The sequence below is a fragment of the Streptomyces sp. NPDC107654 genome (assembly GCF_055639035.1).
Genome location: NZ_JBVKBI010000002.1, coordinates 185,288 through 210,385, shown reverse-complemented (window position 1 = coordinate 210,385; position 25,098 = coordinate 185,288). Strand labels below are relative to the sequence as shown.

Annotated in this window: 18 protein-coding genes and 2 tRNA genes; 18 read left to right on the top strand and 2 right to left on the bottom strand. The window is 70.2% G+C overall.

What is annotated here, in order from left to right; all coding sequences use genetic code 11:
• Positions 1-27: 27 nt before the first annotated feature.
• Positions 28-2,391, top strand: a complete 2,364-nt coding sequence (locus tag ACZ7N4_RS04035; RefSeq protein WP_471353471.1) for a protein kinase domain-containing protein — start codon at positions 28-30, stop codon at positions 2,389-2,391.
• On the opposite strand, the gene ACZ7N4_RS04030 is transcribed toward ACZ7N4_RS04035, so the two are convergent.
• A tRNA-Gly gene (locus ACZ7N4_RS04030) sits at positions 2,359-2,429 on the bottom strand. The two genes, ACZ7N4_RS04035 and ACZ7N4_RS04030, sit on opposite strands and share 33 nt — an antisense overlap.
• 162 nt (positions 2,430-2,591) lie before the next feature.
• On the opposite strand from ACZ7N4_RS04030, the gene ACZ7N4_RS04025 reads away from it, so the two are divergent.
• The 5 genes from ACZ7N4_RS04025 to clpX all read left to right on the top strand — a co-directional run bounded on the left by ACZ7N4_RS04025 (position 2,592) and on the right by clpX (position 7,386).
• Positions 2,592-2,668, top strand: a tRNA-Pro gene (locus ACZ7N4_RS04025).
• Between the two features lie 193 nt (positions 2,669-2,861).
• Positions 2,862-4,241, top strand: a complete 1,380-nt coding sequence (tig, locus tag ACZ7N4_RS04020) for a trigger factor (RefSeq protein ID WP_471353469.1) — start codon at positions 2,862-2,864, stop codon at positions 4,239-4,241.
• 349 nt (positions 4,242-4,590) lie between these two features.
• Positions 4,591-5,196, top strand: a complete 606-nt coding sequence (locus ACZ7N4_RS04015; RefSeq protein WP_471354264.1) for an ATP-dependent Clp protease proteolytic subunit — start codon at positions 4,591-4,593, stop codon at positions 5,194-5,196.
• 67 nt (positions 5,197-5,263) lie between these two features.
• Positions 5,264-5,929, top strand: a complete 666-nt coding sequence (locus ACZ7N4_RS04010) for an ATP-dependent Clp protease proteolytic subunit (RefSeq protein ID WP_059249543.1) — start codon at positions 5,264-5,266, stop codon at positions 5,927-5,929.
• Between the two features lie 170 nt (positions 5,930-6,099).
• Positions 6,100-7,386: an ATP-dependent Clp protease ATP-binding subunit ClpX gene (gene clpX, locus ACZ7N4_RS04005; protein WP_467925403.1), complete on the top strand. Its 1,287-nt coding sequence runs from the start codon at positions 6,100-6,102 to the stop codon at positions 7,384-7,386.
• 67 nt (positions 7,387-7,453) lie between these two features.
• Here the strand turns inward: clpX and ACZ7N4_RS04000 are convergent, their stop codons facing one another.
• On the bottom strand, positions 7,454-8,389 hold the full coding sequence (locus ACZ7N4_RS04000; protein ID WP_471353466.1) for a hypothetical protein: 936 nt from the start codon (positions 8,387-8,389) through the stop codon (positions 7,454-7,456).
• Between the two features lie 138 nt (positions 8,390-8,527).
• On the opposite strand from ACZ7N4_RS04000, the gene ACZ7N4_RS03995 reads away from it, so the two are divergent.
• The 12 genes from ACZ7N4_RS03995 to ACZ7N4_RS03940 all read left to right on the top strand — a co-directional run bounded on the left by ACZ7N4_RS03995 (position 8,528) and on the right by ACZ7N4_RS03940 (position 25,059).
• A complete protein-coding gene (locus tag ACZ7N4_RS03995) occupies positions 8,528-11,152 on the top strand; it encodes a valine--tRNA ligase (protein ID WP_471353464.1) in 2,625 nt (874 codons plus the stop codon).
• Positions 11,153-11,371: 219 nt separating this feature from the next.
• On the top strand, positions 11,372-12,886 hold the full coding sequence (gene folC / locus ACZ7N4_RS03990) for a bifunctional tetrahydrofolate synthase/dihydrofolate synthase (protein ID WP_471353462.1): 1,515 nt from the start codon (positions 11,372-11,374) through the stop codon (positions 12,884-12,886).
• An 11-nt stretch (positions 12,887-12,897) separates the two neighbouring features.
• Positions 12,898-13,260 (top strand): DUF4233 domain-containing protein, encoded by a 363-nt coding sequence (locus ACZ7N4_RS03985; protein WP_356153908.1) that lies wholly within the window; start codon positions 12,898-12,900, stop codon positions 13,258-13,260.
• Between the two features lie 67 nt (positions 13,261-13,327).
• The gene (gene ndk, locus ACZ7N4_RS03980) at positions 13,328-13,741 is read left to right on the top strand and encodes a nucleoside-diphosphate kinase (RefSeq protein ID WP_471353459.1); all 414 of its coding nucleotides are present in this window, start codon (positions 13,328-13,330) and stop codon (positions 13,739-13,741) included.
• A gap of 261 nt (positions 13,742-14,002) precedes the next feature.
• Positions 14,003-15,022: a rod shape-determining protein gene (locus tag ACZ7N4_RS03975; RefSeq protein ID WP_014672705.1), complete on the top strand. Its 1,020-nt coding sequence runs from the start codon at positions 14,003-14,005 to the stop codon at positions 15,020-15,022.
• A gap of 164 nt (positions 15,023-15,186) precedes the next feature.
• Entirely contained in the window at positions 15,187-16,125 is a 939-nt protein-coding gene (gene mreC, locus ACZ7N4_RS03970) for a rod shape-determining protein MreC (protein ID WP_471353457.1), read from the top strand.
• A gap of 13 nt (positions 16,126-16,138) precedes the next feature.
• Complete coding sequence (gene mreD / locus ACZ7N4_RS03965) at positions 16,139-16,816, top strand: rod shape-determining protein MreD (protein ID WP_471353455.1); 678 nt, start codon at positions 16,139-16,141, stop codon at positions 16,814-16,816.
• Positions 16,817-16,992: 176 nt separating this feature from the next.
• Positions 16,993-19,245: a penicillin-binding protein 2 gene (gene mrdA / locus ACZ7N4_RS03960; RefSeq protein WP_471353453.1), complete on the top strand. Its 2,253-nt coding sequence runs from the start codon at positions 16,993-16,995 to the stop codon at positions 19,243-19,245.
• Positions 19,242-20,438 (top strand): rod shape-determining protein RodA, encoded by a 1,197-nt coding sequence (gene rodA / locus ACZ7N4_RS03955; RefSeq protein WP_471353451.1) that lies wholly within the window; start codon positions 19,242-19,244, stop codon positions 20,436-20,438. The genes mrdA and rodA overlap by 4 nt, the downstream gene beginning before the upstream one ends.
• Positions 20,439-20,600: 162 nt before the next feature.
• Positions 20,601-22,112, top strand: a complete 1,512-nt coding sequence (locus ACZ7N4_RS03950; protein WP_471353449.1) for a CYTH and CHAD domain-containing protein — start codon at positions 20,601-20,603, stop codon at positions 22,110-22,112.
• Between the two features lie 98 nt (positions 22,113-22,210).
• Positions 22,211-24,172 (top strand): TIGR03960 family B12-binding radical SAM protein, encoded by a 1,962-nt coding sequence (locus ACZ7N4_RS03945; RefSeq protein ID WP_471353446.1) that lies wholly within the window; start codon positions 22,211-22,213, stop codon positions 24,170-24,172.
• 443 nt (positions 24,173-24,615) lie between these two features.
• A complete protein-coding gene (locus ACZ7N4_RS03940; protein WP_250403332.1) occupies positions 24,616-25,059 on the top strand; it encodes a WXG100 family type VII secretion target in 444 nt (147 codons plus the stop codon).
• The last annotated feature ends 39 nt before the right edge of the window (positions 25,060-25,098 follow it).

The following is a 25,098-nucleotide window of genomic DNA, read 5'->3' as shown; positions in this document are numbered from 1 at the left end:
AGTGGAACAACGGGGGGACGTACGGGAGTGGCGCTGCGCGACGCGGACCCGGCGGAGATCGGCGGCTACCTCATCGAGGACCGTCTCGGTAGCGGCGGCATGGGCGTGGTCTACCTGGCCCGCTCCGCCTCCGGCCGCCGGCTCGCCGTCAAGGTCGTCCACGGCCAGTACGCCGACGACGACGAGTTCCGCACCCGGTTCCGCCGCGAGGTGGCCGCCGCCCGCCAGGTCAGCGGCGCCTTCACGGCACCCGTGGTGGACGCGGACGCCGACGCCCCCCGCCCCTGGACGGCCACCCTCTACATCCCCGGCGAGGACCTCGGCACCCACGTCCGCCGGCACGGCCCGCTCCCGCCGGCCCGGCTGCGCGAACTCGCCGCCGGCCTCGCCGAGGCCCTGCGCGACATCCACCGCGCCGGAGTCGTCCACCGGGACCTGAAACCGGCCAACGTGATGCTCGCCGACGACGGCCCCCGCGTCATCGACTTCGGCATCTCCCGCGCCGCCGAGGCCGCCGGCCTGGACGCCCTCACCCAGACCGGCCGCGTGATGGGCACCCCGCCCTTCATGTCCCCCGAGCAGTTCGCCTCCCCGCACGAGGTCGGCCCGGCCACCGACATCTTCTCCCTCGGCGCCGTCCTCGCGTACGCCGCCACCCGGCGCGGCCCCTTCGACAGCCCGAGCCCCTGGGAGACCGCCACCCGCGTCGTCGAGGGCACCCCGGAACTGACCGGTGTCCCCGGCGAACTGCTCCCCGTCGTCCGCCTCTGCCTGGAGAAGCACTCCCAGTCCCGCCCCGGCCCCGACGAGCTGCTGCACCTGCTCCGCGAGGGCCGGCTGCCCGACCCGCGCCCCGAGCCCGAGGCGCCGGGCCCCGAGCCCGTACGCCCGCGCGGGCGCCGCCGGTGGCCTGCCGCCGTCGCCGCCGTCGCCGTACTGGCCGCCGTGGCCGCCGTGGCCGCCACCGGCGTCCTCGCCCGCGCCGGCGGCGAGGCCCCGCACGACCTGCCGGCCGGCTGGCACGCCTGGCACCGGCAGGCCTCGGACCCCCTGGCCGGCAACCCGCGGGCCATGAGCCCGAGCGAACCGTTCAGCCGCTGCGCCGTCGCCGACCAGGCGCTGCTGTGTGCCGGCGACGGGATCATGGCCGCCCGCTTCACCCTCGCCGAGGGCCGCAACACCTGGTCCCGGCCCATGGACCCCACCCCCGCCGAGACCTCGGCCAGTGGCGGCGGCACGCTCATCGGTGCCCGCCCCGGCGTCGTGTACGCCTTCGGCGCCGACAGCACCGACCTCAAGAAGGGCGAGGAGCCGCAGAGCCGCACCCGGTACACCGTGCAGGCCCTGGACCCGGACACCGGCAAGCCGGTCTGGAGCACGGTCGTCGTCGACAACACCGACGGCCCCGGACCGGAGTACACCGGCGCCGTCGCCACCCCGGACGGCGTCATCTCCACGTACGGCGCCGCCTCCGACTCCTACGCCCTGCTCGACGCGGCGCACGGCACGGTCCGCTGGCGGCACAGGCTGCCCCAGGGCGCCGACAGCGACTGCGCACTGGCCGACGCGGGCGGCCGGCCGTACCTGATCTGCGGCACCTCCGACGACAACGGCGACAACCCGCGCACCACCGTCGCCCGGCTCGCCCCCGCCACCGGCAGGTCCACCTGGAAGATCACCGCCAAGGGCGCGCTGTCCCTGCTGGGGCAGACCCGGGGCCACCTCGTGTTCGGCACCGGCCCGCTCATGCAGAAGCTGACCGGCCTGGCCCTGATCGACGCCTCCTCGCACGTTCTGACGACCGTACGGCTGGCCACCCCGCGCGCCGCCTCCGGCGCCCACGTCGTCCGCGACACCCTCTGCCTCACCCTCACCAGCGGCAGCGTCCGCGCGATCGACCCGCTCACCGGGCGCGAGCGGTGGCAGAGCAACTCCACCGTCGAGCAGCCCGGCCCGCCCACCGCCTCCGCCACCCGCCTCTACCTGGCCTCGCCCACCGGCCGGCTCGCCGCCCTCGACCTGCGCACCGGACGGGTCACCGGCACCCTCCCCGGCCGCGACGACGGCGACAGCAGCTCCGGCACCACCGCGGCGGCCCCCGTCCTGTCCGGCGACGCCCTCCACCCTGTCCGGCGACGCCCTCCACCCTGTCCGGCGACGCCCTCCACCCTGTCCGGCGACGCCCTCCACCCTGTCCGGCGACGCCCTCCACGTCCCCTACGGCATGCGCGCGGCCTACAGCGTGGACGTCGGCGACCTGTAGCCCCTCCACGGCACCCGCCGGGCGCCCCACCGGCCCGGGAAACACGCCAGGGGCCCGGCACCGCCGAAGCGGAGACCGGGCCCCTGGACCGAGAGAGCGGGCGACGGGAATCGAACCCGCGTAGCTAGTTTGGAAGACTAGGGCTCTACCATTGAGCTACGCCCGCAGCGCTGCGCCGCAGGTCGTGTGACCGCGGCACTGAAGGCATCGTAGCGGGTCGCCCGCCGCCGAGGCCAACGAGTCGGAACACAGCGGTACCCCGCGTCCCGCCGCGGAGAATGCGGCCGACGGAACGGGCCCGGGCATGTACCCTACGTGTCGCACCAGACGGGGTGTGGCGCAGCTTGGTAGCGCGTCCGCTTTGGGAGCGGAAGGCCGTGGGTTCAAATCCCGCCACCCCGACCACCGGCTCACGACGTCCGGCTCACGACGTCGTGATGATCGCCTTTTGGGGCGCCGACCGGCTGCGGTTACTATGCAAGCTGCGCGCCCGTGTGTCCTGGCCCTCACGGCCTACGAACTCCTCCGGGCGGCGAAATCCGCCGGGCCCGTCAGGCTCCGGCAGAACCCGAGAAGTCAGCCACAAGGAGACCGAACCGTGAAGAGCGCCGTGGAGACCCTGAACCCGACCCGGGTTCGGCTCACTGTCGAGGTGCCCTTCGAGGAGCTCAAGGACAGCCTCGACGCGGCGTACAAGAAGATCAACCAGCAGGTCACGGTGAAGGGCTTCCGTAAGGGCAAGATCCCCGCCCGCGTGATCGACCAGCGGTTCGGCCGCGGCGCGGTGCTGGAGGAGGCCGTCAACGACGCGCTGCCGAAGTTCTACACCGAGGCGGTCAACGAGGCCGAGCTGAGCCCGCTGGGCCAGCCCGACGTCGACATCACCGACCTGAAGGACGGCGAGACGCTGAACTTCACCGCCGAGGTCGACGTCCGCCCCGCCCTGGAGATCCCGGACTACTCCGGTATCGAGGTCGAGGTCGACGCCGTCGAGGTCACCGACGAGGACGTCGAGAAGTCCGTGGAGCAGCTCCGTGAGCGCTTCGCGTCGACCTCCCCCGTCGAGCGTGCCGCCGAGGACGGCGACGTCGTCACCATCGACCTCGAGGCCAAGGTCGACGGCGAGGTCCTGGAGGACGGCATCGCCAACGGCGTGTCGTACACCATCGGCTCCGGCGAGCTGCTGGACGGCATCGACGACGCCGTGAAGGGCCTGTCCGCCGGTGAGGAGGCCACCTTCACCTCCGAGCTGAAGGGCGGCTCCGCCGCGGGCAAGGAGGCCGAGGTCACCGTCAAGGTCACCCAGGTCGCCGCCCGCGAACTGCCCGAGCTGGACGACGACTTCGCGCAGCTCGCCTCCGAGTTCGACACCCTGGAGGAGCTGAAGGCCGACAGCCGCAAGCGCCTCGCGAACATGAAGCAGTTCGACCAGGCCACGCAGGCCCAGGAGCGCGTCCTGGAGAAGCTGCTGGAGCTGGTGGAGGTCCCCGTTCCCGAGAAGCTCCTCGAGGACGAGATCAACACCCGCAAGCACAACCTGGAGCACCACCAGCTCGGCCAGATGGGCCTCACCCTCGACAAGTACCTGGAGATCCAGGGCAAGACCGCCGAGGAGTTCGAGACCGAGACCCGCGAGGCCGCGGTCAAGGGCATCAAGACCCAGTTCGTCCTCGACGAGCTGGTCAAGAAGGAGAACCTCAACGTCAACCAGGAGGAGCTCACCGAGCACCTCATGCGGCGTGCGGCCTCCTCCGGCATGTCCCCCGACCAGTTCGCCCAGGCCGTCGTCGAGGGCGGCCAGGTGCCGCTCCTGGTCGGCGAGGTCGCCCGCGGCAAGGCCCTGGCCGTCGTGGTCGAGGCCGCCACGGTGAAGGACACCAACGGCGAGATCGTCAACCTGGACGACGAGGAGGAGGAGACCGAGGCCGCCGAGGCGTCGGAGACCTCCGAGACCTCCGAGGAGAACGCCGAGGGCTGAGCGGCCCCACGGCGCCTGTGAGGCACGTACGGCGGGCCCTGGGGACTGTCCCCGGGGCCCGTTCGTCGTATGCGGGGGCGGCAGCCGGCTCCAGGGGCGCGGGGCCGCACCGGCATGCGGGTGGGTGGGCGCGAACAACCCCACCCACCCGCACCCGGCGAACACGGCCGCCACCCCCCGCGAACCGCGCCCGGCGGCCCCCGCGGAGCGCTACGCCCCCGGCGAACACCCGCATTCCCGGGATTCCCCGAAGGGACCCTCGCGTTAGGGTCCATGAAAGGCAGAACAAGCAGAACTGAGACGGCCCGGCGCCGTCGCAAGACGAGCAGGTGGATACGTGACGAATCTGATGCCCTCCGCCGCCGGCGAGCCTTCCATCGGTGGTGGCCTCGGCGACCAGGTCTACAACCGGCTGCTCAACGAGCGGATCATCTTCCTCGGCCAGCAGGTTGACGACGACATCGCCAACAAGATCACCGCACAGCTGCTGCTCCTTGCCGCTGATCCGGACAAGGACATCTTCCTCTACATCAACAGCCCGGGCGGCTCGGTGACGGCCGGCATGGCGATCTACGACACCATGCAGTACATCCCGAACGACGTGGTCACGATCGCCATGGGCATGGCGGCCTCGATGGGCCAGTTCCTGCTCACCGGCGGCGCCGCCGGCAAGCGCTTCGCCCTGCCGCACGCGGACATCATGATGCACCAGGGCTCCGCCGGCCTCGGCGGTACGGTCTCGGACATCAAGATCCAGGCCGAGTACCTGATGCGCACCAAGAAGCGCATGTCGGAGCTGACCGCGCAGCACTCCGGCCAGACGGTCGAGACGATCATCCGTGACGGCGACCGCGACCGCTGGTTCACCCCGGAGGAGGCCAAGGAGTACGGTCTCATTGACGAGATCATCACGCACGCCTCGGGTGTTCCTGGAGGCGGCGGCACCGGTGCCTGACCGGCCCGGCCACGCCACGCACCGCAGAGACCGAAGCCCCCAGAACGCCACCAGGACGGTGAACCCCATGAGCAACTTCCCCGGCGCCGCCAGCGGCATGTACGAAGGGCCCCGCCCCGACAGCCGTTACGTCATCCCGCGCTTCGTCGAGCGCACCTCGCAGGGCATCCGCGAGTACGACCCGTACGCGAAGCTCTTCGAGGAGCGCGTGATCTTCCTGGGCGTCCAGATCGACGACGCCTCCGCCAACGACGTCATGGCGCAGCTGCTGTGCCTGGAGTCGATGGACCCGGACCGGGACATCTCGATCTACATCAACAGCCCCGGCGGCGACATGACCGCCCTCACGGCGATCTACGACACGATGCAGTTCGTGAAGCCCGACATCCAGACGGTCTGCATGGGCCAGGCGGCCTCCGCCGCGGCCATCCTGCTCGCCGCCGGCACCCCCGGCAAGCGCATGGCGCTGCCGAACTCCCGGGTGCTGATCCACCAGCCGGCCGGCTCCACCGGCCGCGGCCAGCTCTCCGACCTGGAGATCATCGCCAACGAGTTCACCCGGATGCGTGAGCAGCTGGAGAACATGCTGGCCAAGCACTCGAACCGGCCGATCGAGCAGGTCCGCGAGGACATCGAGCGCGACAAGATCCTCACGGCCGAGGAGGCGCTGGAGTACGGCCTCGTCGACCAGATCATCTCCACCCGCAAGCTGAACAACGCAGCGGTCCGCTGACGCGGAAAGCGGCACTCCGAGCCCCGCTTGGCACGGTTCACGGCAAAGTGAACCCTGCCAAGAGGGGCCCGAACACCGGGCCCGGCAAGGTACCGTCGGACATAAGGCAGCACCAGGAGCCGCTGGACTCGTAACGTCCAGGCGTCTCCCAGGCGAAGGGGAAGCACACCGTGGCACGCATCGGTGACGGCGGCGATCTGCTCAAGTGCTCGTTCTGCGGCAAGAGCCAGAAGCAGGTCAAGAAGCTCATCGCAGGGCCCGGTGTGTACATCTGCGACGAGTGCATCGACCTCTGCAACGAGATCATCGAGGAGGAGCTGGCCGAGACCAGCGAGGTGCGCTGGGAGGAACTGCCCAAGCCCCGCGAGATCTACGAGTTCCTCGAGGGCTACGTGGTCGGCCAGGAAGCCGCCAAGAAGGCGCTCTCCGTCGCGGTGTACAACCACTACAAGCGGGTCCAGGCAGGCGAGAACGGCGGCGCGAACGGCCGCGACGACGCCATCGAGCTGGCGAAGTCCAACATCCTGCTCCTCGGCCCCACGGGCTCCGGCAAGACCCTCCTCGCGCAGACCCTGGCGCGCATGCTGAACGTGCCGTTCGCGATCGCCGACGCCACGGCGCTGACCGAGGCGGGATACGTCGGCGAGGACGTCGAGAACATCCTCCTGAAGCTCATCCAGGCGGCCGACTACGACGTCAAGAAGGCCGAGACGGGCATCATCTACATCGACGAGATCGACAAGGTCGCCCGCAAGAGCGAGAACCCGTCGATCACCCGTGACGTGTCGGGCGAAGGCGTCCAGCAGGCCCTGCTCAAGATCCTGGAAGGCACCACGGCCTCGGTCCCGCCCCAGGGCGGCCGCAAGCACCCGCACCAGGAGTTCATCCAGATCGACACGACGAACGTCCTGTTCATCGTGGGCGGCGCCTTCGCCGGCCTGGAGAAGATCATCGAGGCGCGTGCCGGCGCGAAGGGCATCGGCTTCGGCGCCACGATCCTCTCCAAGCGCGAGCTGGAGTCCAAGGACGTCTTCGAGGACGTCATGCCGGAGGACCTGGTCAAGTTCGGCATGATCCCGGAGTTCATCGGCCGTCTCCCGGTGATCACCTCGGTCCACAACCTGGACCGCGAGGCCCTGTTGAAGATCCTGGTCGAACCCCGCAACGCCCTCGTCAAGCAGTACCAGCGCCTCTTCGAACTCGACGGCGTGGAGCTGGACTTCGAGCGCGAGGCCCTGGAGGCCATCGCCGACCAGGCCATCCTCCGCCAGACCGGCGCCCGCGGCCTGCGCGCCATCATGGAGGAAGTCCTCCAGGGCGTGATGTACGAGGTCCCGTCCCGCAAGGACGTCGCCCGCGTCGTCATCACCGCCGACGTCGTCCTCTCCAACGTCAACCCGACGCTGATCCCGCGGGACGCCCGCGGGCGGGGGTCGGGGGAGCAGAAGACGGCGTAGGCGAAGCCACGTACGAAGGGGCCCCGGTCAGCCGACCGGGGCCCCTTCGCCGTTGCCGCGCCGCGCGTCAGGCCTTGACGCGGACCTCCGAACGGAACTTCGCGGCGAGTTCGGCGTCGGTCGCCGGGTCGCTGCTCCGGCCCGCCATGAGGTTGGCGAGGTCCACCGGCATGACCATCCCCATGGTGCTGTGGTCGCCCCAGATGCAGATGGTCATCGTGACGTCCTTGGGACCGCCACTGCTGGCGCCGGTGGGGGCGGTCGCCTGCTGGCACTTGAGGATCGCGCCGTCGAGCCCGGCCGGAGAGTACGCCTTCGGCTCACCCTTCAGGGCGGCCTCGCTGTCGCTCTCCTTCTCGGACTCCTTCTTCATGTAGGCGAACATCGCGTCGACGGCCTTCTCGGGGTCGTCGATCGTGCCGTACACGCCGCTGAACTGGATCATCTTCTTGCTCAGCGGGTTGTCCTTGTCACCGGACTCGTACTGCGCGCTGACGTCCTTCGGATCGTGCACGCCCCACTTCTCGGCGTCCTTCAGATCCTCCTCCGTCATCGTGTCGCCCTTGCCGTCCTTCTTCTTGTACTCGGACAGCACCGTGGCGGGAGCCGTCAGCTTGTGCGGGCCGTCGTCCGCGACCCCGTCGCCGCCGCTGCCGCCGCTGAAGGCGAAGTACGCGCCCACCGCCACGGCGGCCACCACGGCCACCGCGCCGATGATCAGGCCGGTCTTCTTCTTCCCGCCGCCCGGCTGCGGAGCCTGCGGCGCGCCGTAGGGCTGCTGGCCGTACGGGCCCGGCTGCTGCGGCACGCCCTGCTGCGGATAGCCGTACCCCGGCTGCGCCGCCGGAGGGGCCTGCTGGGGGTAGCCGTAGCCGGGCTGCGGAGCCTGCGGCTGCTGGCCGTAGGGACCCGGTTGGCCGTACGGGCCCGGCTGCCCCGGCTGGCCGTACGGTCCCGGCTGCTGGGGCTGCTGGCCGTACGGGCCCGGCTGGTTGTGACTCATTCCTGGGTTCCCCTCCAGATGCCTTATGTGTTCCTGACATCCTGGCCCAGGTCCGGGAACAGCACGTCACCGGGGGCCGCACCGTTACAGAACAAACGCGTTTCGGGACCACCCCGTGACACCTCTAAACTGACCCCCGTGACCGAGAACGCTCAGCAGCAGCCACCCGCGCCCGACACCGAACTGCCGACCCAGTACGCGCCGGCCGATGTAGAGGGGCCGCTGTACGAGCGCTGGGTGGAGCGGGGTTACTTCGAGGCGGACGCGAAGAGCGACAAGCCGCCGTACACCGTCGTCATCCCCCCGCCGAACGTCACCGGCAGCCTGCACCTCGGGCACGCCTTCGAGCACACCCTCATCGACGCCCTGACCCGGCGCAAGCGCATGCAGGGCCACGAGACGCTGTGGCAGCCCGGTATGGACCACGCCGGTATCGCCACGCAGAACGTGGTCGAGCGGGAGCTGGGCAAGGAGGGCAAGTCCCGGCACGACCTGGGCCGCGAGGCCTTCGTCGAGCGCGTCTGGCAGTGGAAGGCCGAGTCCGGCGGGCAGATCTCCGGCCAGATGCGCCGCCTCGGCGACGGCGTCGCCTGGTCCCGTGAGCGCTTCACCATGGACGAGGGCCTCTCCCAGGCCGTCCAGACCATCTTCAAGAAGCTCTACGACGACGAGCTGATCTACCGTGCCGAGCGCATCATCAACTGGTGCCCCCGCTGTCTGACGGCGATCTCGGACATCGAGGTCGAGTACCAGGACGACGACGGCGAGCTCGTCTCGATGACGTACGGCGAGGGGGACGACACCATCGTCGTCGCCACCACCCGTGCCGAGACGATGCTCGGTGACACGGCCGTCGCCGTCCACCCCGACGACGAGCGGTACAAGCACCTCGTCGGCAAGCTCATCCGCCTGCCGCTCACCGACCGCTCCATCCCGGTCGTCGCGGACACGCACGTCGACCCCGAGTTCGGCACCGGCGCCGTCAAGGTCACCCCGGCCCACGACCCGAACGACTTCGAGATCGGCCGGCGCCACGACCTGCCGTCCATCACCGTGATGGACGAGCACGCCGTCATCACCGTCCACGGCCCCTTCCAGGGCATGGACCGCCTGGAGGCCCGCTCCGCGATCGTCGCCGCGCTGCGCGCCGAGGGCCGGATCGTCGCCGAGAAGCGTCCCTACGTCCACTCCGTCGGCCACTGCTCGCGCTGCAAGACCACCATCGAGCCGCGCCTGTCCATGCAGTGGTGGGTCAAGGTCGGCCCGCTGGCCAAGGCCGCCGGTGACGCCGTCCGCGACGGCCGCGTCAAGATCCACCCGCAGGAGATGGAGAAGCGGTACTTCGACTGGGTCGACAACCTCCACGACTGGTGCATCTCGCGCCAGCTGTGGTGGGGCCACCGCATCCCCGTCTGGTACGGCCCCGACGGCGAGGTCGTCTGCGTCGGCCCCGACGAGGAGCCGCCCACCGGCGAGGGCTGGCACCAGGACACCGACGTCCTCGACACCTGGTTCTCCTCCGGCCTGTGGCCGTTCTCCACCCTCGGCTGGCCCGAGCGGACCGACTCGCTCGCGAAGTTCTACCCGAACTCCGTCCTGGTCACCGGCTACGACATCCTCTTCTTCTGGGTCGCCCGGATGATGATGTTCGGCCTGTACGCGATGGACGGCACCCCGCCGTTCCACACCATCGCCCTGCACGGCATGGTCCGCGACCAGTTCGGCAAGAAGATGTCGAAGTCCTTCGGCAACGCGGTCAACCCGCTGGACTGGATGGACAAGTACGGCTCCGACGCCCTCCGCTTCACCCTGGCCCGCGGCGCCAACCCGGGCGTCGACGTGCCGATCGGCGAGGACTGGGTGCAGGGTTCGCGCAACTTCGCCAACAAGATCTGGAACGCGACCCGCTTCGCGCTGATGAACGGCGCGACGGTCGAGGGCCCGCTGCCGGACCCGTCGAAGATGTCGGCGACCGACCGCTGGATCCTCTCCCGCCTGAACTCGGTGGTCGCCGAGGTCGACGCGTACTACGAGGACTTCCAGTTCGCCAAGCTCTCCGACGCCCTCTTCCACTTCGCGTGGGACGAGGTCTTCGACTGGTACGTCGAGCTGTCCAAGACGGTCTTCCAGGCGGGCGGCGAACCGGCCGAGGTCTCCCAGCGCGTCCTCGGCGAGGTCCTCGACGTCACCCTGAAGCTGCTCCACCCGGTCGTCCCGTTCGTCACCGAGACCCTGTGGACCACGCTGACCGGCGGCGAGTCGGTCGTCATCGCCGACTGGCCGACCGACAGCGGCTTCCGTGACCAGGCGGCCGAGCAGGAGATCTCCACCCTCCAGTCGGTCATCACCGAGGTCCGCCGCTTCCGCGCCGACCAGGGCCTCCAGCCGGGTCAGCGGGTCCCGGCCCGCCTGACGCTGGACGGTACGGCCCTCGCCCCGCACGAGGCGGCCATCCGCCAGCTGCTCCGTCTGCAGCCCGAGGGCGACTCCTTCACCGCCACGGCCACCCTGCCGGTGGCGGGTGCCGAGGTGGCCCTCGACCTCTCCGGCACGATCGACGTCGCCGCGGAGCGCAAGCGCCTCGCGAAGGACCTCGCGGCGGCCGAGAAGGAGAAGGCCCAGGCCACGGCCAAGCTCGGCAACGAGGCGTTCCTCGGCAAGGCGCCGGACCACGTCGTGGACAAGATCCGTACGCGCCTGGCCAAGGCGGAGGAAGACATCACGCGCATCACCGCGCAGCTGGACCGACTGCCGCAGGCGTAGACACGCTGCCGAAGGCCCCCGGAGCCGCAGGACTCCGGGGGCCGTTGCGTGCCCCGAAGGGGCGCGGGGAACTGCGCGACTAGCCACGCCGCACCCGCAGCGGACCCGCCGGGACCAAGCCGCCCCGGACCGTGCCCGAGCACCCCGTACTCGGCCGGCCAGACAAGCCATCCCATACCACCGCCGCGCCGCAGGCATACGCTCCGTAGACTGGGCCTCGTGAGCGAAGCGCCTGGCACCAGCGACACCCCCGACCCCCTCGACAGCTTCGAGGAGATCATCGAAGCCGAGACCACCCGTGACCCCGACCTCGCGGTGATCGAGGCCGGCAGCCGCACCCTGCGCACCCAGGGCGGCCCGCCCCAGGCCGACGTACCCGCGCGCCCGGAGGACCCGGAGGTCGACAGGGCGCTGCGCGAGGTCGAGACGGAACTGGCCACCCGCTGGGGCGAGACCAAGCTGGAGCCCTCGGTCGGCAGGATCTCCGCGCTGATGGACGTCCTCGGCGAGCCCCAGCGCTCGTACCCCTCGATCCACATCACGGGCACCAACGGCAAGACCTCCACCGCCCGCATGATCGAGGCCCTGCTCGGCGCCTTCGAGCTGCGCACCGGCCGTTACACCAGCCCGCACGTGCAGTCGATCACCGAGCGGATCAGCCTGGACGGTGCCCCGATCTCCGCCGAGCGGTTCGTCGAGACGTACCAGGACATCAAGCCGTACGTCGAGATGATCGACGGACAGCAGGAGTACCGGCTGTCCTTCTTCGAGGTGCTCACCGGCATGGCGTACGCCGCCTTCGCGGACGCCCCCGTGGACGTCGCCGTCGTGGAGGTCGGCATGGGCGGCTCCTGGGACGCCACGAACGTGATCGACGGCGATGTCGCCGTGGTCACCCCGATCGACCTCGACCACACCGACCGGCTCGGCGGGACGACCGCCGAGATCGCCGGCGAGAAGAGCGGCATCATCAAGCAGGACGCGACCGTCATCCTGGCCCAGCAGCCGGTGGACGCCGCGCAGGTGCTGTTGAAGAAGGCCGTCGACGTGGACGCCACGGTCGCCCGTGAGGGCCTGGAGTTCGGCGTCGTCGCCCGGCAGGTCGCCGTCGGCGGACAGCTGCTCACACTGCGCGGCCTCGGCGGCGAGTACCCGGAGCTGTACCTCCCGCTGCACGGCGCCCACCAGGCGCACAACGCGGCCGTCGCGCTCGCCGCCGTCGAGGCGTTCTTCGGCGTCGGCGCACAGCGCGCGGAGCCGCTGGACATCGACACCGTGCGCAAGGCCTTCGCTGCCGTGTCGTCCCCGGGACGGCTGGAGGTCGTACGGCGCTCTCCCACCGTCGTGCTGGACGCCGCGCACAACCCGGCCGGCGCGGAGGCCACCGCCGAGGCCGTGCGGGAGGCGTTCGACTTCACCCGGCTGATCGGGGTCGTCGGCGCGAGCGGCGACAAGAACGTGCGGGGCGTGCTGGAGGCCTTCGAGCCGATCTTCACCGAGGTCGTCGTCACGCAGAACTCCAGCCACCGTGCCATGGACGCGGACGAGCTGGCCGCGATCGCCGTCGAGGTGTTCGGCGACGAGCGGGTGCAGGTCGAGCCGCGGCTGCCGGACGCCCTGGAGGCCGCGATCACGCTGGCCGAGGAGGAGGGCGAGTTCGCCGGCGGCGGTGTGCTGGTGACCGGTTCCGTCATCACGGTCGGCGAGGCCCGGCTGCTGCTGGGCAAGGGCTGAGAGGCGAAGAGATGCGTACGCTCTGTTCCTCGACGCTGATCGGCGAGTTCTTCGTCATCGGCTTCGCCGGGCTCGTCGCCATGAAGGACCCGGACCTGTCCACCTCGACGGTGTGGCTGGTCAGCGGTGTCGCCATGCTGCTGTGCGTGCTGCTGTGCGGCATGGTGACCCGGCCCGGCGGGGTGGCCCTCGGCTGGGCCCTGCAGATCGCCCTGATCGCCTCCGGTGTGTTCGTCCCGACCATGTACTTCATGGGCGCGGTGTTCGCCGCGCTGTGGTGGGCATCGGTGCACTTCGGGAGAAAGGTGGACGAGGCGAAGGCGCGATTCGCCGCCCAGGCGGACTCCGGCTCCTCCACGGCTGACGCTGCGTAACAACGGCAGGCCACGCTCTTGTAACCTCGTCCCACCGCACACCCGTAAGCCGTGTTAGGAGCCCCTCGTGAGCCAGCGCACCCTCGTCCTGCTCAAGCCCGACGCCGTCCGTCGAGGCCTGACCGGCGAGATCATCAGCCGTATCGAGCGCAAGGCCGGCTGGCAGATCACCGCGCTGGAGCTGCGCACCCTGGACCAGGACACGCTGGAGCAGCACTACGGCGAGCACAAGGGCAAGCCGTTCTACGAGCCGCTGGTCGAGTTCATGTCCTCCGGGCCGGTCGTCGCGATGATCGTGGAGGGCGAGCGGGTGATCGAGGGGCTGCGCGTGCTGGCCGGCCCGACCGACCCGATCGCCGCCGCGCCCGGTTCCATCCGCGGTGACTACGGCGTGATCGTCCGCGAGAACCTGATCCACGCCTCCGACTCCGAGGAGTCCGCCGAACGCGAGGTGAAGATCTTCTTCCCGGGACGCGCGTGACGCTCGCGGCAGCCGCGGAAAGGTCCGGGCCGGCCCCGGACCTTTCCGGCATAGTCCGGGCATTTGAGGGAACGAGCGCCCCCGAACGCCCGTCTCCACAAGCGAGGCGGCACGCCATCTGGTGACAATGGCGGAGACCCTCGCGCAGTGTTCGTGCAGGCGCGTTTACGATGGAAGCCTTCACGTCACAGCACCCGCCTCGCCGACCTGACATGCCCTCAAAAGCGCAGGTTGGCCAGATGAATCCGGATGGGGAACTCAATGTCGTTCATCGGCCGTGACATGGCTGTCGACCTCGGGACCGCCAACACGCTGGTGTACGTCAGGGGTCGCGGAATCGTACTGAACGAACCGTCCGTCGTGGCGATCAACACCAACACGGGTGGGATCCTCGCGGTCGGTGCCGAAGCGAAGAAGATGATCGGCCGGACGCCGGGCAACATCGTGGCCGTCCGTCCGCTGAAGGACGGCGTCATCGCCGACTTCGAGATCACCGAGCGGATGCTCCGCTATTTCATCCTGAAGATCCACAAGCGGCGGTATCTGGCCCGGCCGCGGGTCGTCGTCTGCGTGCCCTCCGGCATCACGGGCGTCGAGCGCCGCGCGGTCATCGAGGCGTCCTCCCAGGCGGGCGCCCGCCAGGTGCACATCATCGAGGAGCCCATGGCGGCCGCCATCGGCTCCGGTCTGCCGGTCCACGAGGCGACGGGCAACATGGTGGTGGACATCGGCGGCGGCACCACGGAGGTCGCGGTCATCTCGCTCGGAGGCATCGTCACCGCCCAGTCCATCCGCGTCGCCGGCGACGAACTGGACAACGCCATCATCCAGTACATCAAGAAGGAGTACAGCCTCCTGCTGGGTGAGCGGACGGCGGAACAGATCAAGATCACGATCGGTTCGGCGTACGACCTCGACACCGACGAGCACACCGAAGTCCGCGGCCGGGACCTGGTGTCCGGGCTGCCGAAGACCGTCGTCATCTCCGCGGCCGAGGTCCGCAAGGCCATCGAGGAGCCGGTCAACGCGATCGTGGACGCGGTGAAGACCACCCTCGACAAGTGCCCGCCGGAGCTGTCCGGCGACATCATGGACCGAGGAATCGTTCTGACCGGCGGCGGAGCCCTGCTGCGCGGGCTCGACGAGCGACTGCGGCGCGAGACCGGCATGCCGATCCACATCGCCGAGGACCCGCTGGACAGCGTCGCGCTCGGTTCGGGGAAGTGCGTCGAGGAGTTCGAGGCGCTGCAGCAGGTTCTGGACGCCCAGCCGCGCAGATGACGCGACTCAGCGATTCCGCCGTACGAGACGTTCTCCTCTCGTGCGGCGGATCGTTGACATAGAGGCATAAGCTCCCCCAACGGGCCCCTTGGTTCCGCGCCGCACCATGCGCGTCGTCCCGGGGCCCCCGCATTCCTACTTGAGGAAGGGCACGGCCGCCGCACGTGAGGGACACGAAAGAGAGCCGGCTGCTCCTGGTCCTGCTGGTCGCCATTGCGTTCGCGCTGATCACGGTGGACATCCGGGGAGGCCGGAACTCCCCGGTCGACGGTGCCCGGCACGCCGCCGCGACGGCGTTCGGCCCGGTCGAGGACGGGCTGTCCTCCGCGGTCGACCCGGTCGCGAACGCCGTCTCCGCGATCCGTGACTCCGGCAGCCGGCACGACCGGCTCGCCGTGCTGGAGAAGGAGAACGCGGCCCTCAAGGCCAAGCTCGGCAGCGACGACCGCAACCGCAGCCGCCTGGCGCAGCTCGACAAGGTGATGAGGATCGCCGGCGAGGGGCAGTACGGCATCAAGGGCGCCCAGGTCATCGCCATCGGCTCGGCCCAGGGCTTCTCCTGGACCATCACCATCGACGCCGGCGCCGACGACGGCATCAGGCGGGACATGACCGTACTGAACGGGGACGGCCTGGTCGGCCGCGTCACCACCGTCGGCCCCAGCACCTCCACCGTGCTGCTCGCCAACGACCCCGACTTCACCGTCGGCACCCGCATGGAAGGCGACGACGAACTCGGCTTCGCCTCCGGGCAGGGCGACCGCCCGCTGCGGGTGGAGCTGCTCAACGGCAAGGCGGAGGTGAAGAAGGGCGACCGGCTCGTCACGTTCGGCTCGCAGGCCGACAAACCGTTCGTGCCCGGCGTCCCGGTCGGTGTCGTCTCCCGGGTCGACCCTTCCGGCGGCGGCCTGACCCGCACCCTCTACGTCACCCCGTACGTCAGCTTCACCAAGCTCGACATCGTCGGCGTGGTCGTCCAGGCGCCCAAGAAGGACCCGCGGGACACCGTGCTCCCGGCCAAGCCCAAGCCGGTCCCGACGCCGACGGTGACCGTGACGGTCTCCCCGTCGGCCGACGCCCCCGACACCGAAGAGCAGCAGTAGGAGCTGAATCCCCATGCGTGTCAACCGGATCCTGCTCTCCACCGCGCTGGTCGTCGTGGCCCTGGTCATCCAGGTGAGCGTCCTCGCCCGACTGCACCTGCCGGGTGCCGTCCCCGACCTGCTGCTGCTCACCGTGCTCGGCCTGGCGATGGTGTACGGCCATGTGGGCGGCTCCCTGGTCGGTTTCGGCGCCGGTCTGCTCGCCGACCTGGCCCCGCCCGCCGACCACGCCGCCGGCCGGTACGCGCTCGTGCTGTGCGTCATCGGCTACCTCGCCGGACTCGTCAGGCCGGAGAACGGCCGGCTGAAGTCGGCGGCCGGCCCCATGGCCGTCGTGGTCGCCGCCGCCCTCGGCTCCACCCTGCTCTACGCGGGGGTCGGCGCGCTCGTCGGCGACACCGCCGCCCGCCATGTGGGCCTGCCCGGGCTGCTGATCTCGGCCGCCCTGTACGACCTGCTGCTCGCCCCGTTCGTGGTGCCCGGCGTCATGTGGCTGGCCCGCCGCGCGGACAACGACCCGCTCACCGAGTCCGGGCCCGCCGCGAAGGCCGGGGACATCTCCTCCGGCTGGCTCTCCTCCGGCACCGGCCTGCGCATCGGCAGTCAGCGCGGCGGCTTCGGCGCGCTGAAGGCCAAGGCCCGCACGCGCTCCGCCCGGGTGGGCCGTATCAAGGGGGTCAAGCGGCTGTGACCGACGGTCACTTCGGCACCGGTGACCCAGTGCCGGACGAGTCCGCCTCGGACGAGTCCACCTCCGGAGAGTTCACCCGAACGGGTCGGCTTTCCTGGAACGCGGGTTCACAGGCCGATCGTTCATCATTCGCACACGTTCCCGTACACGCGCACTGAGAGGGGGAGGCAGCCGCAGTGACCAACATTCCCGAGACCGGTCGGACCCCACGCGTCCAGACCCGGCTCGTCGTGATCCAGATCCTGGTCCTCTCCCTCCTCGGCACGCTCGGCGGCCGGTTGTGGTACCTGCAGATCCGCGAGGGCGCCGCGTACCAGAAGGAGGCCTCCGGCAACCACGTCCAGCAGGTCGTCGACCCCGCCGTGCGCGGCGACATCCTGGACGCCCGCGGTGTGGCCCTCGCGGACAACGAGACCCGCCTGGTGGTCTCCGCCTCCCGTACCGACCTGCTGAAGCAGAAGGACGACGGCAAGGCCGTCCTCACCAAGCTGGCCGGCGTCCTCGGCATGAGCCCTCAGGAGATCATGCAGAAGGTCCGGCTGTGCGACGCCAAGACCCCCCAGCCCTGCTGGAACGGCTCGCCGTACCAGCCGATCCCCATCACCGACGAGGCCACCCCCAAGCAGGCCCTGCAGATCCGCGAGCGCTCCGAGGACTTCCCCGGCATCACCGCCGAGCCCGAGGCCGTCCGCCGCTACCCGGGCCCCGGCAAGTCCAACACCGCGCAGGTGCTCGGCTACCTCTCGCCCGTCACCGACGCCGAGATCCAGCAGGCCAAGGACACCGACTCGCCCTACCTGCGCTCCGACATGGTCGGCCGCTCCGGCCTGGAGCGGACCTACGACAAGGTGCTGCGCGGCAAGGCCGGCGTCACCCGCTACGAGGTCGACAACCTCGGCCGGGTCATCGGCAAGGCCAAGTCGGACGCGGCCGAGCCCGGTTCGAACCTGGTCACCAGCATCGACTCCCGGGTCCAGCGGGTCGCCGAGTACGAACTCGACAAGGCGATGAAGGCCGCCCGCCAGCAGTTCGACAAGATCACCGGCACCAACTACAAGGCGGACTCCGGCGCCGTCGTCGTGATGGAGGCCAAGACCGGCCGGATCGTCGCGATGGCCTCCGCGCCGACGTACGACCCGAACGTCTGGGTCGGCGGCATCTCCGCCAAGGACTACAAGGCCCTCACCGGCAAGAACTCCGACTACCCCCTGCTCAACCGGGCCATACAGGGCCAGGCCGCACCCGGGTCGACCTTCAAGGTGGTCTCCACGGCCGCCGCGGTCGAGGCCGGTTACGACTTCAACGGTGGCTACCCCTGCACCAGCTCCTACTCGGTGGGCGGCCAGGTCTTCAAGAACTTCGAGGGCGAGAGCTTCGGCGCGATCCCGCTGGGCCGCGCCCTGGAGGTCTCCTGCGACACCGTCTTCTACTACCTGGCCGACAAGGAGTGGAAGAAGGACGGCGGCATCAACCCCAAGAAGGGCCAGCCGAAGGACTACTTCTACAAGGCCGCCCACCAGTTCGGCCTCGGCCGCGAGACCGGAGTCGACCTGCCCAACGAGGTCACCGGCCGCGTCCCCGACCGCCAGTGGAAGCTGGACTACTGGAAGGCCAACAAGGACGCCTGGTGCAAGACGGGCAAGAAGGACGGCTCCTACGTCGAGAAGATCGCCTACGAGAACTGCCTCGAAGGCAACAAGATGCGCGAGGGCGACTCGATCAACTACTCCATCGGCCAGGGCGACACCCTCGTCACGCCGATCCAGGAGGCCGTGATCTACGGAGCCGTCGCCAACGGCGGCACCATGTACCAGCCGACCATCGGCAAGGCGATCGTCAGCGCCGACGGCAAGACGGTGCGGGAGATCAAGCCCAAGAAGAAGGGCAGGCTGCCGGTCAGCCAGGCCACCCTCAAGGGCATGAACGACGCCTTCGCCGGCGTCATCACCCGCGGTACGGCGGCCTGGAAGTTCGGCGGCTGGCCCCAGGACAAGATCCCGCTGCACGCCAAGACCGGTACGGCGGAGGTCTACGGCAAGCAGACCACGTCCTGGCTGGCCACCTACTCCAAGGACTACACGGTGATCATGACGATCGCCCAGGCCGGTACGGGTTCCGGCGCCTCCGGTGAGGCCGTGCGCAACATCTACAGCGCGCTCTACGGCGTCCAGGGCGACGGCTCCATCGACCACGGGAAGGCGCTGCTGCCCGAGCCGCAGACGGGCCTGCCCAAGGTCCGCACGGACGGCACCATCGCCGCCCCCAAGATCACCGGGGACCCGGCCAAGGACGCCGAGACCGCCCAGAAGAACAACCCCACCAACGGCGACGACCAGCAGCCCGCGGGCACCACACCCTCACCCGGCACGGGCAACCGCGACACCCGCCGCCGGTCCCGCACGAGGGGAAGCCGGAGGAGGCCCTCATGACCGGCGCGAACAGCTTCTCCGTCTCCGGGTACGGCCCCGAGCGGGCCGGCTGGACCAGGATCTTCGCCCGCGACTCGCTCACCCGCCGACTGGACTGGCCGATCCTGTTCGCGGCCACCGGCCTGTCCCTGCTGGGCTCCCTGCTGGTGTACTCGGCGACCCGCAACCGCACCGAGCTGAACCAGGGCGACCCGTACTTCTTCCTGCTCCGGCACCTGATGAACCTCGGCATCGGGATCGCCCTGATGATCGCCACGCTCTGGCTCGGCCACCGCGCCCTGCGCAACGCCGTGCCGATCCTCTACGGCCTGTCGGTGCTCCTCGCCCTGGTGGTCCTCACCCCGCTCGGCGCGACCATCAACGGCCAGCGCAACTGGCTGGTCATCGGCGGCTTCTCGCTCCAGCCCGCCGAGTTCCTCAAGATCTCGATCATCCTGGGCATGGCCATGCTGCTGGCCGCCCGGGTGGACGCGGGCGACAAGCCGTACCCCGACCACCGGACCGTGTTCCAGTCCCTGTGCCTGGCCGCCGTACCGATCCTGATCCTGCTGCTCATGCCCGACCTCGGCTCGGTCCTGGCCATGGTCGCGATCATCCTGGGCGTGCTGCTCGCCTCCGGCTCCTCCAACCGCTGGGTCTTCGGCCTGCTCACCGCCGGCGTCATCGGCTGCATCGCGATCTGGCAGCTGCACATCCTGGACGAGTACCAGATCAACAGGTTCGCGGCCTTCGCCAACCCGGACCTGGACCCGGCCGGCGTCGGCTACAACACCAACCAGGCCCGTATCGCCATCGGCTCCGGCGGACTGACCGGGGCCGGGCTCTTCCACGGCTCGCAGACCACCGGCCAGTTCGTGCCCGAGCAGCAGACCGACTTCGTGTTCACGGTCGCGGGGGAGGAGCTGGGCTTCGTCGGCGCGGGCTTCATCATCTTCCTGCTCGGCGTCGTCCTGTGGCGGGCCTGCCGGATAGCGCGTGACTCGACCGAGCTGTACGGGACGACGGTCGCCGCAGGGATCGTCGCCTGGTTCGCCTTCCAGGCCTTCGAGAACATCGGCATGACCCTCGGCATCATGCCGGTCACGGGCCTGCCCCTGCCGTTCGTGTCGTACGGCGGCTCCTCGATGTTCGCGGTGTGGGTGGCGATCGGACTACTGCAGTCGATCAAGGTGCAGCGCCCCATGTCGGCGTAGCCCACCGGCGGCCCGGCGCGGGGCCCCACCCCTCGGCCGCCGGGCTGCCGAACTGGCGGTCCGCCGGTCCACCGCCCAGCGGCCACCGGACCGATGGCGCTCTCCACCGCACCGGTCCGGGGCCCCCTGCCCCACCGGTCACCGGAGCACTAGATTCAGTGCATGGCGGATACGAAACGCGAGATCGAGCGCAAGTACGAATCCGATGGCAGCGGGCTGCCCGACCTGACCGGTGTCGGCGGGGTGGCGGCCGTCGTCGACAAGGGCCTCGTCGACCTGGACGCCACCTACTACGACACCGCCGACGAACGCCTGACCGCGCACTCCCTCACCCTGCGCCGCCGCACCGGCGGCTCGGACGCCGGCTGGCACCTGAAGTTCCCGGTCGCCCCCGGAGTCCGCGACGAGATCCGGGCCCCGCTCTCCGACACCGTCCCCGAGGAGATCGCCGCCCTCGTCCGCTCCCGCGTCCGGAACGCCGAGCTGATCCCGCTGGTCCGGCTGCGCTCCGCCCGCGCCGTACGCCACCTGACCGACGCCGACGGCACCCTGCTGGCCGAGGCGAGCCTCGACACCGTGACCGCCGAGCGGCTCACCGGCGAACGCCGGACCGCCCAGTGGACCGAGATCGAGGTGGAGCTGGCCGACGGCGGCGACCCGGCCCTCCTCGACCGGCTGGAGAAACGGCTGCGCAAGTCCGGTGTACGCCCCGCCGCCGCGCCGTCGAAACTGGCCCGCGCCCTGGAGCTGACCGGCGGCAGCCGACGCGGGCACCGGCGCGGCAAGGCCGGCCCCCGGCCACCGGTGACCGCGGGCGACCACGTCCTCGCCTACCTCCGCACCCAGCGCGACACCCTGGTCGAGCTGGACCCCGCCGTCCGCCGCGGCCTGCCCGACTCCGTGCACCGGATGCGGGTCGCCACCCGCCGCGCCCGCAGCACCCTGCGCACCTTCGGCACCCTCCTGGACCGCACCGTCACCGACCCCGTCGGCGCCGAGCTGAAATGGCTCGCCGGCCAGCTGGGCGTCGACCGCGACCGGGAGGTGCTGGCCGACCGCCTGACCAGCGCCCTCGAAGCGCTCCCGCCCGCCCTGGTCACCGGCCCCGTCCCCGAACGCCTCACCGCCTGGGCCGAGGCCCGGCACAGCGGCGCCCACGCCCACCTGACCGGCGTCCTGGACTCCCGCCGCCATCTGACCCTGCTCGACACCCTGGACGCCCTGCTCACGGACCCGCCCCTGCGCAAGGCGGCCGGCAGGAAACCGCAGAAGGCGCTCACCAAGGCCGTACGCAAGGACGAGAAGAAACTCACGGCCGTCATGGAGCACGCGCTGAAGCTGCCGCCGGGCCAGGACCGCGACCTCGCCCTGCACGAGGCCCGCAAGAAGGCCAAGCGCACCCGCTACGCCGCCGAGGCCGCCACCGAGGCCCTGGGCACCCCCGCCCGCACCCTCACCCGGTCCATGAAGTCCCTGACCACCCTCCTCGGCGACCACCAGGACGGCGTCATGGCCCGCCGGACCCTGCGCGAGCTGGCCGCGGTGGCCGACGCGGCCGGTGAGAGCACCTTCACACACGGCCTGCTGTACGGCAGGGAGGAGGCCCGCGCCGCGGCGACGGAGGCGGAGCTGGCCCGGCGCTGGAAGGAGATCGGGCCCGGGGTGAGCGGCTGAGCGTTCGGGGGAGCCCGCCGGTCGGGTTACGCTAGATGGTCACCCGCCCCCAGCCTCCGGCCGGGGGATCCCCCAGTCAGCTCATGAAGGTTCGCGAGATGCCTGTCGAGTCGGTTTTCCCGCAGCTCGAAGCTCTGCTCCCGCACGTGCAGAAGCCGATCCAGTACGTCGGTGGGGAGCTCAACTCCACGGTCAAGCCGTGGGACGAGTGCGACGTCCGCTGGGCGCTCATGTACCCGGACGCGTACGAGGTCGGTCTGCCCAACCAGGGCGTCATGATCCTCTACGAGGTCCTCAACGAGCAGCAGGGCGTCCTCGCCGAGCGCACCTACAGCGTGTGGCCGGACCTGGAGGCGCTGATGCGGGAGCACGGCGTTCCCCAGTTCACGGTCGACAGCCACCGCCCGGTCAAGGCCTTCGACGTGTTCGGCCTCAGCTTCTCCACGGAGCTGGGCTACACGAACATGCTCACCGCCCTCGACCTGGCCGGCATCCCGCTGGAGTCCAAGGACCGCACGATCGACGACCCGATCGTCCTGGCCGGCGGCCACGCGGCCTTCAACCCGGAGCCGATCGCCGACTTCATCGACGCGGCCGTGATCGGCGACGGCGAGCAGGCCGTCCTGGACATGACCCGGATCATCCGCGCGTGGAAGGCCGAGGGCCGCCCCGGCGGCCGCGAGGAGGTCCTCCTCCGCCTCGCCAAGACCGGCGGCGTCTACATCCCGGCGTTCTACGACGTCGAGTACCTCCCCGACGGCCGTATCGCGCGCGTCGTACCCAACAGGTCGGGCGTCCCGTGGCGTGTGTCCAAGCACACGGTCATGGACCTGGACGAGTGGCCGTACCCCAAGCAGCCCCTCGTCCCCCTGGCCGAGACGGTCCACGAGCGCATGTCGGTGGAGATCTTCCGCGGCTGCACCCGCGGCTGCCGCTTCTGCCAGGCCGGCATGATCACCCGCCCGGTCCGCGAGCGCTCCATCACCGGCATCGGCGACATGGTGGAGAAGGGCCTGAAGGCGACGGGCTTCGAGGAGGTGGGCCTCCTCTCCCTGTCCTCGGCGGACCACTCGGAGATCGGCGACATCGCCAAGGGCCTGGCGGACCGCTACGAGGACGACAAGGTCGGCCTCTCCCTCCCCTCCACCCGCGTCGACGCCTTCAACATCGACCTGGCGAACGAGCTGACGCGCAACGGCCGCCGCTCCGGCCTCACCTTCGCCCCCGAGGGCGGCTCGGAGCGCATCCGCAAGGTCATCAACAAGATGGTCTCGGAGGAGGACCTGATCCGCACGGTCGCCACGGCCTACGGCAACGGCTGGCGCCAGGTGAAGCTGTACTTCATGTGCGGCCTGCCCACGGAGACCGACGACGACGTCCTCCAGATCGCCGACATGGCGACCAAGGTCATCGCCAAGGGCCGCGAGGTCTCCCGCTCGAACGACATCCGCTGCACGGTCTCGATCGGCGGCTTCGTCCCCAAGCCCCACACCCCCTTCCAGTGGGCCCCGCAGCTCTCGGCGGAGGAGACGGACGCCCGCCTGGAGAAGCTCCGCGACAAGATCCGCGGCGACAAGAAGTACGGCCGCTCCATCGGCTTCCGCTACCACGACGGCAAGCCCGGCATCGTCGAGGGCCTCCTGTCCCGCGGCGACCGCCGCATCGGCGCCGTCATCCGCGCGGTCTACGACGACGGCGGCCGCTTCGACGGCTGGCGCGAGCACTTCTCCTACGACCGCTGGATGGCCTGCGCGGAGAAGGCGCTGGCCCCCTTCGGCGTGGACGTCGACTGGTACACCACGCGCGAGCGCACCTACGAGGAGGTCCTCCCCTGGGACCACCTCGACTCCGGCCTGGACAAGGACTGGCTCTGGGAGGACTGGCAGGACGCCCTCGACGAAACAGAGGTCGAGGACTGCCGCTGGACCCCGTGCTTCGACTGCGGCGTCTGCCCCGCCATGGACACGAACATCCAGGTGGGTCCGACGGGCAAGAAACTGCTGCCCTTGACGGTCAAGAACGCGGGTCCGGCGCCAGCCGCGAGCGGTCACGCTCACTGACGTTGGCGTGGCGCTCGATCGGGGGATGAGGCGCTGGCGGGGGCGAGCGAGGAGGAGAATTTTGGCGGCGCTGACGACGGTCGGCGTATCGCGTCCCCGCCCGCCGTCGCGGTCGGCACCTCTCGGACGCCGCTGCCGAGCCCAAGGAGCGCCTCATGGATCGTCTCCGAGGCGCAGTGGGCATGAGGATTCGGTATCCACGCGGCGGCCGTCTACGACCGCACGCACCGCTGGTTAGCCCTGCCCTGTAGCGAGCTGAGTGACCCGTTCGAGACGAACTGGGGGGCGTGCTGCCCGGTGTCGACCGAGGAATAACGGCGGCCCTGAACGCGACAACTGCCCCTGCTGACATGAGCCCCATCCGGGTTGCCGGCAGCCCTGTGCCTCCGCCTCGGTGAGCCTTTCGTATGATCTGAAGATCAGTTGGGACGCGAGATGCCGACATGGTGGGGGAATACGGCATGGGGGCACCAGACACGAGCGTGGGTGAGAACGGCGGTCCCGACCTGCGCGTGTCGTCTACAGGCCTGACCAAGCTCGCCGGCGACCTCGGCGAGATGCAGGACCACCTGGACAAACAGATCAAGCGTATGGATGAACTCGTCGACCGTATCGAGGCCGGCTGGCGGGGGCCGGCGGCAACGGCGTACCGGGAGTTCCATCGTGCTGCCGCGGGCGACGCCGTACGTATCCGGGAAGTGGTGGCGGGTCTGGAGCAAGCCGTTCGGATGAGTCGTGACGGCTTCAGCGCCGACGATCTGCATGTGCTCGAACAGATGCGTCGGATCCACGTGGACCTCAACAGCGAGGTCGACAAACTCTCCACGCCGAATACAGGAGCCGACGACGCACTGGCTCGCCCACGAAGCAACTTGGACGGTTTCTGACACTCGCAGCGCCAAGTGCCGGCCTCGCAAGTACTGTCA

Bases quoted from the DNA above. Each gene is read 5' to 3' on its own strand.
- mreD (WP_471353455.1), top strand. From the start codon at position 16,139: ATGCGTGTCAACCGGATCCTGCTCTCCACCGCGCTGGTCGTCGTGGCC.
- ACZ7N4_RS04015 (WP_471354264.1), top strand. From the start codon at position 4,591: ATGCCCTCCGCCGCCGGCGAGCCTTCCATCGGTGGTGGCCTCGGCGAC.
- ACZ7N4_RS03945 (WP_471353446.1), top strand. From the start codon at position 22,211: ATGCCTGTCGAGTCGGTTTTCCCGCAGCTCGAAGCTCTGCTCCCGCAC.
- ACZ7N4_RS03975 (WP_014672705.1), top strand. From the start codon at position 14,003: ATGTCGTTCATCGGCCGTGACATGGCTGTCGACCTCGGGACCGCCAAC.
- ACZ7N4_RS03940 (WP_250403332.1), top strand. From the start codon at position 24,616: ATGGTGGGGGAATACGGCATGGGGGCACCAGACACGAGCGTGGGTGAG.
- ACZ7N4_RS03985 (WP_356153908.1), top strand. From the start codon at position 12,898: ATGCGTACGCTCTGTTCCTCGACGCTGATCGGCGAGTTCTTCGTCATC.
- ACZ7N4_RS04010 (WP_059249543.1), top strand. From the start codon at position 5,264: ATGAGCAACTTCCCCGGCGCCGCCAGCGGCATGTACGAAGGGCCCCGC.
- ACZ7N4_RS04000 (WP_471353466.1), bottom strand. From the start codon at position 8,389: ATGAGTCACAACCAGCCGGGCCCGTACGGCCAGCAGCCCCAGCAGCCG.
- rodA (WP_471353451.1), top strand. From the start codon at position 19,242: ATGACCGGCGCGAACAGCTTCTCCGTCTCCGGGTACGGCCCCGAGCGG.
- ACZ7N4_RS03950 (WP_471353449.1), top strand. From the start codon at position 20,601: ATGGCGGATACGAAACGCGAGATCGAGCGCAAGTACGAATCCGATGGC.